The sequence below is a fragment of the Streptomyces sp. SID14436 genome (assembly GCF_010548465.1).
Classification (GTDB): Bacteria; Actinomycetota; Actinomycetes; order Streptomycetales; family Streptomycetaceae; genus Streptomyces.
In genome coordinates this window covers 1-10,487 of sequence record NZ_JAAGMD010000361.1, presented here as the reverse complement: position 1 = coordinate 10,487, position 10,487 = coordinate 1, and the positions used below count along the sequence as shown (strand labels likewise).

The following is a 10,487-nucleotide window of genomic DNA, read 5'->3' as shown; positions in this document are numbered from 1 at the left end:
GGAACCGCCGGCCGGCCGGCAGGCCGAGCCGCAGGCCGCGCCGCCGCCCGCGGCGCCGAAGAGGAAGCCCGCCGCGAAGAAGTCCGCCGGCGCGGCCGGGAAGAAGCCCGCCGCGCCGGGGAAGACAGCGGCCGCGAAGACCAGGGCGAAGTCCACGGCCCAGGCCACGGCGAAGAAGGCCGGTGCCGCCCGGGCCGCGGCGACGGTGAAGGCGGCCGAGAAGAAGACGCCGGCGGGGAAGACACCGGTGAAGAAGACCGCGGTGAAGAAGACGCCGGCGAGGGGGACGGCAGAGGCGGCGGCCCCGGAGACGACGGCCGCCGGGGCGCGCGGGGCGGGGCAGCCCGTGCCCCCCGACATGGAGATCGCCGTGTCCCCGGCCGTCGGCGCCGAGGACCGGGAGCGGCTGCTGAGCGGCACCCACCACGCCCCGCACGACGTCCTCGGCGCCCACCCGGTGCCCGGCGGGGTCGTCTTCCGGGTGTTCAAGCCGTACGCCCTGGCCGTGACCGTCGTCTCCGGCGGGCTGCGGGTCGAGCTGCACGACGACGGAGCGGGGTTCTTCTCCGGGCTGCTGCCGCTGCGCGAGGTCCCGGCGTACCACCTGTTGGTGGCCTACGAGGGGACGGTCCACGAGACCGAGGACGCCTACCGGTTCCTGCCCACCCTCGGCGAACTCGACCTGCACCTGATCGGCGAGGGCCGGCACGAGGAGCTGTGGACGGTCCTGGGCGCGCACCCGATGACCCACGAGGGCGTGCGCGGCACCCGGTTCTCGGTGTGGGCGCCGAACGCGCGCGCGGTGCGCGTGGCGGGGACGTTCAACTTCTGGGACGGCACCGCGTTCCCCATGCGCTCGCTCGGCTCCACCGGGGTGTGGGAGCTGTTCGTGCCGGGGATCGGCGAGGGCGAGCTGTACAAGTTCGACATCACCCGGCCCGACGGCTCGCGCACCCTGCGCGCCGACCCGATGGCCCGCCGCACCGAGGTCCCCCCGGCCACCTCGTCGGTGATCACGTCGTCGGAGTACGTGTGGGGGGACGCCGAGTGGCTGGAGCGGCGGGCGGAGGTGCCCGCCCACGAGGGCCCCTTCTCGGTGTACGAGGTGCACCTGCCGTCCTGGCGGCCCGGCCTGTCCTACCGGCAGCTGGCCGAACAGCTCCCCGCCTACGTCCGGGACCTCGGTTTCACGCACGTGGAGCTGATGCCGGTCGCCGAGCACCCCTTCGGCGGCTCCTGGGGCTACCAGGTCACCGGCTTCTACGCGCCGACCGCCCGCATGGGCGGCCCCGACGACTTCAGGTACCTGGTGGACGCGCTGCACCGGGAGGGCATCGGGGTCCTGATGGACTGGGTGCCGGCGCACTTCCCGCGCGATGAGTGGGCGCTGGCCGAGTTCGACGGGCGGCCCCTGTACGAGCACGCGGATCCGCTGCGGGCCGCCCACCCCGACTGGGGCACCCTGGAGTTCGACTTCGGGCGGCGCGAGGTGCGCAACTTCCTGGTGGCCAACGCCCTGTACTGGTGCGAGGAGTTCCACATCGACGGGCTGCGCGTCGACGCGGTCGCCTCCATGCTGTACCTCGACTACTCGCGCGAGCCGGGCCAGTGGACGCCGAACGAGCACGGCGGCCGGGAGAACCTGGACGCGGTGGCCTTCCTGCAGGAGATGAACGCGACGCTCTACCGCAGAGTGCCGGGCGTGGTGACGATCGCCGAGGAGTCGACCGCCTGGGACGGTGTCACCCGGGCCACCCACCACAAGGGCCCGAGCGGTTTCGGCGGCCTGGGCTTCGGGCTGAAGTGGAACATGGGCTGGATGCACGACTCGCTGGCCTACATGAGCCACGACCCGGTGCACCGCCGGCACCACCACCACGAGATGACGTTCTCGATGGTGTACGCCTACAGCGAGAACTACGTGCTGCCGATCTCCCACGACGAGGTGGTGCACGGCAAACGGTCCCTGGTGTCGAAGATGCCCGGCGACTGGTGGCAGCAGCGCGCCAACCTGCGCGCCTACCTGGGCTTCATGTGGGCCCACCCGGGCAAGCAACTGCTCTTCATGGGGCAGGAGTTCGCCCAGGGCGCCGAGTGGTCCGAGGCGCACGGCCCGGACTGGTGGCTGCTCGACCCGCACTACGGCGCCGAGGCCGACCACCGCGGGGTGCGCGACCTGGTGCGGGACCTGAACACCGTCTACCGCCGCACCCCGGCGCTGTGGCGGCTCGACACCCGGCCGGAGGGCTTCCGGTGGGTGACCGGTGACGCCGCCGAGGACAACGTGCTCGCCTTCCTGCGCCTCGACGCCGACGGCGCCCCGCTCCTCGCGGTCAGCAACTTCGCCCCGGTGGTCCGCTCCGAGTACCGGCTCGGCGTCCCCGACGACGTGCCCGCCTGGCACGAGGTCCTGAACACCGACGCCGCCCGGTACGGCGGCAGCGGCGTCGGCAACCCGGACCCGGTCAAGCCGGAGCCGCAGGGCCGGCACGGACACCCGGCGAGCGTCCGGCTGGTCCTGCCGCCCCTGGCGACGGTGTGGCTGCGCCCGGCCTGACCCCGGACCCGCGGCTCAGGCCAGGGCCTCGGCCAGCGGCTTCGGCAGCGGCTCGCAGTGCAGGACGCCGAGCCGCTGGGTGGCCCGGGTGAGCGCCACGTACAGGTCGCTGGTGCCGTACCGGCCGGGCTCGACCACCAGCACCGAGTCGAACTCCAGCCCCTTGGCCTGGCGCGGGTCGAGCAGGACGACGTCGTGCGTCAGGTCCGGCTCGGCGCCCGCGGTGACCCCGTCGAGACGCGCCGCCAGCGCGCGGTGCAGGTCCCGGGGCGCGATCACGGCGAGCCGGCCCTCGGCGGGGGTGAGCTCCCCCACCGCCTTGGCGACGGCGCCCGGCAGGTCGTCGCTCGCCCGGGCCCAGGGCCGTACGCCGGTGGAGCGGACCGAGCCGGGCGGCTCGAAGCCGGGGTGCTCGGCCCGGACCACGGCCGCCGCGACGTCCATGATCTCGGCCGGGGTGCGGTAGTTGACGCCGAGCCGGGTGTGCTCCCAGCGGTCCTCCACGTAGGGGGCGAGGATGTCCGACCAGGAGCCGACACCGCCCGCCTCCGAGGTCTGCGCGGGGTCGCCGACCAGGGTCATCGAGCGGGTGGGGCTGCGCCGCATCAGCAGCCGCCAGGCCATCGGCGACAACTCCTGCGCCTCGTCGACGATGATGTGCCCGAAGGCCCAGGTGCGGTCGGCGGCGGCACGTTCGGCGGCGCTGCGGTGGTCCTCCTCCTCGTGCCGTTCGGCGAAGCGCTCGGCGTCGATGATGTCGTGCGCGGACAGCACCTCGACGGAGTCGGGGTCGTCCTCCTCCTTGTCCTCGAACTCGTAGGTCCGCGAGGCGTACGACACGTCCAGGACGCCCTGCGCGTAGGCGACCTGCGCCTGCCGTTCGCGGTCGGCCCGCTCGCGGGCCAGGCGGTCGTCCTCGCCGAGGAGTTCGGCGGCCTCGTCGAGCAGCGGCACGTCGGAGACGGTCCAGTGCCGGGTCACCGGGCGGCGCACCGCGTCGGCGTCCTCGGCGGCGAGGAAGTCCTCCGGGGCGGCGAGCAGGTCGGCGACCAGGCGCTGCGGGGTGAGCCGGGGCCACAGCCGGTCGATGGCCGACCACACCTCGGGGTTCTCGGCGAGTTCGTCGCGGATCTGGGTGATGTCGCTGGGGTCGAGCAGGTTGGTGCCGTCGTAGGGGTCGGTGCCGATGCGTTCGGCGACCATCTCGGTGAGCGTGTTGAGGATGTGGCCCTCGAAGTGCTCCCGGGCCGCGTTGTGCGGCAGCTTGGCGGCCCGGGTGCGTTCCCGGGCGACGCGGACCAGCCCGTCGTCCAGCATGAGGACGTCACGGTCGTGCTCGATGGTGATCACCGGGTCGGGCAGCGCCTGCCGGCTGCGGACCGCCTCGGCGAGCACCTCGGCCATCTCCGCCCGGCCCTTGACCTCGGCGGCCCGCGGGCTGTCCGTGCGGGTGGTGCGGACGCCGGGGAAGAGTTCGCCGACGGTGGCCAGCAGCACGCCGGTCTCGCCGAGGCTGGGCAGCACCTCGCCGATGTAGCCGAGGAACGCCGGGTTGGGGCCCACGATCAGCACCGCTCGCCGGGCCAGCAGGTCGCGGTGCTCGTAGAGGAGGTAGGCGGCGCGGTGCAGGGCGACGGCGGTCTTGCCGGTGCCCGGGCCGCCCTCCACCACCATGACCCCGCGGTGCGGGGCGCGGATGATGCGGTCCTGGTCGGCCTGGATGGTGCGCACGATGTCGCCCATGCGGCCGGTGCGCGCGGAGTTGAGCGCGGCGAGCAGCACGGCGTCGCCGGTGGGGTCCTCGTGGCCGGTGCGGGTCTCGTCGCCCAGGTCGAGGATCTCGTCGTGCAGGGCGGTGACCTCGCGGCCCTCGGTGGAGATGTGGCGGCGGCGCCTGAGCCCCATCGGGGTGTGGCCGGTGGCGAGGTAGAACGGGCGGGCGACGTCGGCGCGCCAGTCGATGAGGACGGGGGTGCGGTCGGCGTCGTCGTCGCGCAGCCCGATGCGGCCGATGTGGTGGCTGTCGCCCGAGGACAGGTCGATGCGGCCGAAGCAGAGGGAGCCGTCCACCGCGTTGAGCGCGGCGAGCAGCCCGGAGCGCTCGGCGACGAGGATGTCCCGTTCCAGCCTCGCCTGCATGGGGGTGTTCCCCTGGCGGAGGGCGTCCGTCACGGAGTCCTCGGCGTCGCCGCGCAGGGCGTCCACGCGTGCGTACAGTCCGTCGATGAATTCCTGCTCTTCCCGCAATTCATCGTCCGGAAATTCGGTGTTTGACAATGCCACTCCCGCCCGGATATACTGAGCTCACTGAACTTGAATGCGATTCTTTTCACTGAAGTCGCGAATCAATGAATATACGCCGAGAAAACCCCCGGGCGCAATTGCCCCGGGGGTTTTCTCGTGGCCGGACGCGAACCGGGCGGCCGGGTCCACGGGGCGGGACCCGGCCGCTCGGCGGGTGGAGGCCCGTACGGGCGGGGGCCTCCGGGAACCCGGGCGGCTGAGCGGCGGGAGGTGGGGGGGGAAGCCACCCGGCCGCCCGGGAGGTTCTGCGGCGATCCGCGGCACGGCCGGGGCCGTGCCGTGCGGGCCGAGGGGTCAGGCCTTGGCGAGTTCCTTCTCGCCGCCGGTCGCGGGCGCCGCGGCCGGGGCGTCGTCCTCGGCCGGGTCGCCGGCGTGGTCGTCCAGCAGGGTGCGCTCGTCGAACGGCGCCCGGCCGGCCAGCACCTCGTGCACCCGCTCCTTGTCGATCTCCTTGGTCCAGGTGCCGATCAGCACCGTGGCCACCGCGTTGCCCGCGAAGTTCGTCAGGGCGCGGGCCTCGCTCATGAAGCGGTCGATGCCGACGATCAGACCGATGCCGTCCACCAGGGCGGGCTTGTGCGACTGCAGGCCGCCGGCCAGCGTCGCCAGGCCCGCGCCGGTCACCCCGGCCGCGCCCTTGGAGGCGACCAGCAGGAACAGCAGCAGCGGGATCTGCTCGCCGATCGACATCGGCGTGCCCATGGCGTCGGCGATGAACAGCGAGGCCATGGTCATGTAGATCATGGTGCCGTCGAGGTTGAACGAGTAGCCGGTCGGGACGGTGATGCCGACCACCGGCTTGCTGACGCCCAGGTGCTCCATCTTCGCGATGAGGCGCGGCAGCGCCGACTCGGAGGACGAGGTGGACAGGATCAGCAGGAACTCGCGGCCCAGGTACCGGAACAGGGTCCAGATGTTCAGGCCCGCGACGATCCGCAGCATGGCGCCCAGCACCAGGAAGATGAACAGCACGCAGGTGACGTAGAAGCCGAGCATCAGCACCGCGAGGCTCTTGAGGGCGTCGAGACCGGCGGACCCCGTGACCGCGGCCATGGCGCCGAAGGCACCGACCGGGGCGGCCCACATGATCATGGCCAGCACGCGGAAGACCAGGCGCTGGATGTGCTCGATGCCGCGCAGGACCGGCCGGCCGGCGTTGCCCATGGCCTGCAGCGCGAAGCCGCAGAGCAGGGCGATCAGCAGGGTCTGCAGGACCTCGCCGGAGGTGAAGGCGGACACGATGGTGGACGGGATGACGCCGAGCAGGAACTCGGTGGTGTCCTTGGCCTCCGTGTCGATCTGCGCGTGGCCGGTCTCCTTGACCGCGTCGGTGACCGCCAGGCCGGTGCCCGGGTCGAGGATGTTGCCGACGATCAGGCCGATGGCGAGCGCGACGACCGACATGACCATGAAGTAGCCGAGGGCGATACCGCCGACCGCGCCGACCTTGGCGGCCTTCCGCACGGAGCCGATGCCCAGCACGATCGTGCAGAAGATGATCGGCGAGATCATCATCTTGATCAGGTTCACGAAGCCGGTGCCGATGGGCTTCAGCCCGACCGCGAAGTCGGGGGCGATCAGACCCACGCCGATACCGAGGGCGACCGCGATGATGACCGCGATGTAGAGATAGTGCGTGCGGTCCCGCTTGGCCTTGGGTGCGGCAGGTGCCGTTTCGGCTGTGCTGGTCACGGCGGCCCTCCTTGACGTCGTCGTCGGCATCACCGGCGTGCGGCTCACGTCCGGGGGATGAAGTTCGGGGGAACGCCGTGACTATGTCTCGCCCTGTGAGTGCGGTCACCCTTCCGTTCATTTAGTTCATCGCGGGACCGGAAGGCACACTGACGGGATGCGTCTGCCCCTCCCCCGACCCCGCAGCCTGGCGGGTCAGCTGTTCGCCATGCAGGCCGTGCTGATCGCGGTCCTGGTGGTGGGGTACGCGGTGTTCAGCTACGTCAGCGACCGCGGCCAGGCCGAGGACGCGGCGGGCGACCAGGCCACGGCCGTGGCCCTGTCGGTCGCCGACTCGCCGTCGGTGCGGGAGGCGATCCGCTCCGCCGACCCCTCCGCCGCCCTCCAGCCGTACGCGCTGGCGGTGGTGCGCGACACCGACATCGACTTCGTCACGATCATGAACCCGCGGGGCATCCGCTGGACCCACCCCGACCCCGACGAGATCGGCCTGTCCTTCCGCGGCCACACCGGGCCCGCCCTGGAGGGCCGCACCTTCACCGAGACCTACACCGGCACCCTCGGCCCGTCCGTGCGCGCGGTCACCCCGGTCCGGGACGGGGACCGGATCGTCGGCCTGGTGAGCGCGGGCATACGGGTCGAGGAGATCAGCCAGCGCGCCCAGGGGCAGCTCACGGCGCTGCTCGTGGTGGCGTCCGGTGCCCTCGGACTCGGCGCGGTCGGCACGTACGTCATCAACGCGCGGCTGCGCCGGCACACCCACGGCATGAACGCGACCGAGCTGAGCCGCATGCACGACTACCATCAGGCCGCGCTCCACGCCGTGCGCGAGGGGCTGCTGATGCTGGACGGGCAGTACCGGGTGGCGTTGATCAACGACGGCGGCCGGGACCTGCTGGGCGTGGCTCCCGGGGAGGACGTGGTGGGCAGGTCGGTCGCCGAGCTGGGGCTTCCCACCGCGCTGACGGGAGCGCTGCTCGCCTGTGAGCCGCGGGTGGACGAGGTGCACCTGACGGCGGACCGGGTCCTGGTGGTGAACACCTCACCGGTCTCCGGCGGGGAGCGGCGCGGCTCCGTGGTGACCCTGCGGGACGTCACCGAGCTGCAGTCGCTGATGGGCGAGCTGGACTCGGAGCGGGGCTTCAGCGAGGCGCTGCGCTCCCAGGCGCACGAGGCGGCGAACCGGCTGCACACCGTCGTGTCGCTGATCGAGCTGGGCCGGGCCGAGGAGGCGGTGGACTTCGCGACGGCCGAGCTGGAACTGGCGCAGGCGCTCACCGACCAGGTGGTGGCGGCGGTCGGGGAGCCGGTGCTGGCGGCGCTGCTGCTGGGCAAGACGGCCCAGGCCAACGAGCGGGGCGTGGAGCTGGTGGTGTCCGGCGACAGCCGCCTGGACGACGGGCTGCTACCCGGCTCGCTGCCCGCCCGGGACCTGGTCACCATCCTCGGCAACCTGATCGACAACGCCGTGGACGCGGCCCAGGGCGGGGTCCGCCCCCGGGTCACGGTCACCGCGCTGACCTGCGAGGACACCGAGCTGATCCTCCGGGTGCGCGACACCGGTCCGGGCGTGGACCCCGATCGCGCCCAGGCGCTGTTCCGGCGCGGGTTCAGCACGAAGCCCGCGGGTCCCGGCGGGCGCGGGCTGGGCCTCGCCCTGGTCCGGCAGGCGGTGGGCCGGCACGGGGGATCGCTGTCGGTGACGTCGCCGGAGGAGGGCGGCGCGGAGTTCGAGGTGCGCATCCCGCTGCGGACCGCCGAGGGCGGCCGGACGGCGCGGGAACCGGTGGCCGAGGGTGCGACGGTGAGCGGCTCGGGAGGGGGCGCATGACGGGCGGGTCCATCAGGGTGCTGGTGGTGGAGGACGATCCGGTCGCCGCCGACGCCCATGTGATGTACGTCGGCCGGGTGCCCGGCTTCGAGGCGGTCGGCAAGGCGTCCTCGGGCGTGGAGGCCCGCCGGGTGCTGGAACGCACGCCTGTCGACCTGCTGCTGCTCGACCTGCACCTGCCGGACGTGCACGGACTGAAGCTGGCCCGCTCGCTGCGGGCGGCGGGGCACCAGGCGGACGTGATCGCGGTGACCTCGGCGCGGGACCTGGCCGTGGTGCGCGAGGGCGTGTCGCTCGGCGTGGTGCAGTACGTGCTGAAACCGTTCACCTTCGCGACCCTGCGGGACCGCCTGGTGCGCTACGCCGAGTTCCACGCGGCGGACGGCGAGGCCAGCGGCCAGGACGAGGTGGACCGCGCCCTGGCGGCGCTGCGGGCGCCCGGCCCCGCGGCGCTGCCCAAGGGCCTGAGCGCCCCCACCCTGGAGCGGGTCACCGTGGCCCTGCGCGACGCCGGTGAGGGCATGACCGCGACGGGCGTCGCGGAGACGGTCGGCATCTCCCGCATCACCGCCCGCCGCTATCTGGAGCACCTGGTGGAGGCGGGTCACGCGGCCCGCCGCCCCCAGTACGGCACGGTGGGCCGCCCGGAACTCCAGTACCGGTGGGTGACGGGCCGGCCCTGAGCCGTGCGGACGCCGCTCGCCCACCCGGCCCGGCGGGATCCGGCGCGCACCGCCCCCAGTACGGCACGGTGGGCCGCCCGGAACTCCAGTACCGGTGGGTGACGGGCCGGCCCTGAGCCGTGCGGACGCCGCTCGCCCACCCGGCGGGCGGACGCCGCTCGCCCACCCGGCCCGGCGGATCCCTGCGCGCAGGGCCGCCCCGGACGTCCCGTCGGCCCCCGGGGGGCGTACGGCTCCTCGGCGGGGGCGCGTCCCCGCCCGCGCACGCGGGGTGCGGTTTGCGCCGCCGGAAGTGGGGGCTCCGCCGGGGCCGGCGGGGGCGGTGATGCGGACGGACGTACGAGCGGCGGAGGGCGGTCGCACATCCGCGCGGGACCCCCGCGAGGGCGCCGGAGGTGCCGCCGACCGCGCATATGCCCGGTGAGCTTTCCGTCTGCCCGGCGGGCGGGCCGGAGGGCGGCCCGGCGCGAGCACCGCACCGAAGGGGTGACCCCCCGGTAGCCGTAGCTTCGCACAATGCGTGATCCTGGCCGAACCGACCGTAGTCACCGCGGCCGGGCGGGCCTAGCTTGTGGGCCGTGCCCCGATCTGCCGCCCGACCGAACCGCCCCCCGTCCCCCGATCCCCGCCGGACCCCGCCGTTCAACGCCGCCGCCGCCCGCCGGCTGCGGTCCGCGCTCGGCATGGGCGCCGACCACATCGCCCACACCCTGCGCGTCTCCTACGGCCTCCCCCACGTCACCCCGGACCTCGTGCTCGGCTGGGAGCGCGGCCTCGCCGCTCCGACCGGCACCGAACTCACCGCCCTGGCCGGGGTCCTGTGGTGCTCGCCGGGTGAGCTGATCGGGCGTCCGCGCACTCTGCGCGAGCACCGCATCGCCCGCGGGCTCGCGCCCGAGGACGTGGCGCGCGCCGTCGGGCACGAGATCCACGCCTACCTGCGGATGGAGGAGACGGGTCAGTGGCGCGGCAGCGAGCGGCAGGCCACCGCGCTCGCCGGTGTGCTCTCCCTGTCCCTGGCCGACTTCATCACCGTCACCGGGCGGGAGGCGAGGCTCGCGGAACTGCTGCGCAGCGCGGCGACGACGCGCTGGCAGGCGTACGTGCGGCCGGTGTCGAAGATCGCCCCGCTGGACCGGCGGCTGCTGGAGGGCGTGCTCCAGCGGCTGCACCGGGACTACCAGGGCCACATGGCCGCCACCCTCAGCTGGGGCGGCGGCAGCGGAGACGCCGGCGACGCGGGCCGCGACTTCCTGGACCGGATCGTCGAGCACTTCTGGACGGCCGTCGGGGACCGCTGAGCTGTGCCGGGCCGCCCCGGCAGCACGTCCACGTCCGCGAAGCCCTCGACGGCGATCCGCGCGCGGGGGCGCGGCAGGGTCAGCCCGGCGGTGCCCGGGCGGGCGTCGGCGGTGAGCGG

Annotated in this window: 7 protein-coding genes; 4 read left to right on the top strand and 3 right to left on the bottom strand. The window is 73.8% G+C overall.

The features are described from left to right. A partial coding sequence (locus G3I53_RS34540; protein ID WP_203617016.1) for a hypothetical protein occupies positions 1-360 on the bottom strand: 360 nt, incomplete at its 3' end. Here G3I53_RS34540 and glgB point away from each other — a divergent pair. Continuing rightward, on the top strand, positions 248-2,557 hold the full coding sequence (glgB, locus tag G3I53_RS12670; protein WP_343240611.1) for a 1,4-alpha-glucan branching enzyme: 2,310 nt from the start codon (positions 248-250) through the stop codon (positions 2,555-2,557). The two genes, G3I53_RS34540 and glgB, sit on opposite strands and share 113 nt — an antisense overlap. 15 nt (positions 2,558-2,572) lie before the next feature. Here glgB and G3I53_RS12665 read toward each other — a convergent pair whose 3' ends face one another. Further along, positions 2,573-4,804 carry an AAA family ATPase gene (locus G3I53_RS12665; protein WP_203617019.1) on the bottom strand — a complete coding sequence of 744 codons (2,232 nt, stop codon included), beginning with the start codon at positions 4,802-4,804 and terminating at the stop codon, positions 2,573-2,575. 351 nt (positions 4,805-5,155) lie between these two features. After that, positions 5,156-6,553, bottom strand: a complete 1,398-nt coding sequence (locus G3I53_RS12660) for a cation:dicarboxylase symporter family transporter (RefSeq protein ID WP_164337044.1) — start codon at positions 6,551-6,553, stop codon at positions 5,156-5,158. A 157-nt stretch (positions 6,554-6,710) separates the two neighbouring features. Between G3I53_RS12660 and G3I53_RS12655 the strand changes: the two genes are divergently transcribed. From G3I53_RS12655 to G3I53_RS12645, 3 genes are all read left to right on the top strand, one after another. Next, complete coding sequence (locus G3I53_RS12655; protein WP_164337042.1) at positions 6,711-8,384, top strand: sensor histidine kinase; 1,674 nt, start codon at positions 6,711-6,713, stop codon at positions 8,382-8,384. Then, complete coding sequence (locus tag G3I53_RS12650) at positions 8,381-9,067, top strand: response regulator (protein WP_164337040.1); 687 nt, start codon at positions 8,381-8,383, stop codon at positions 9,065-9,067. The genes G3I53_RS12655 and G3I53_RS12650 overlap by 4 nt, the downstream gene beginning before the upstream one ends. Before the next feature lie 578 nt (positions 9,068-9,645). Further along, the gene (locus G3I53_RS12645; protein WP_164335655.1) at positions 9,646-10,368 is read left to right on the top strand and encodes a helix-turn-helix transcriptional regulator; all 723 of its coding nucleotides are present in this window, start codon (positions 9,646-9,648) and stop codon (positions 10,366-10,368) included. Positions 10,369-10,487 lie beyond the last annotated feature (119 nt).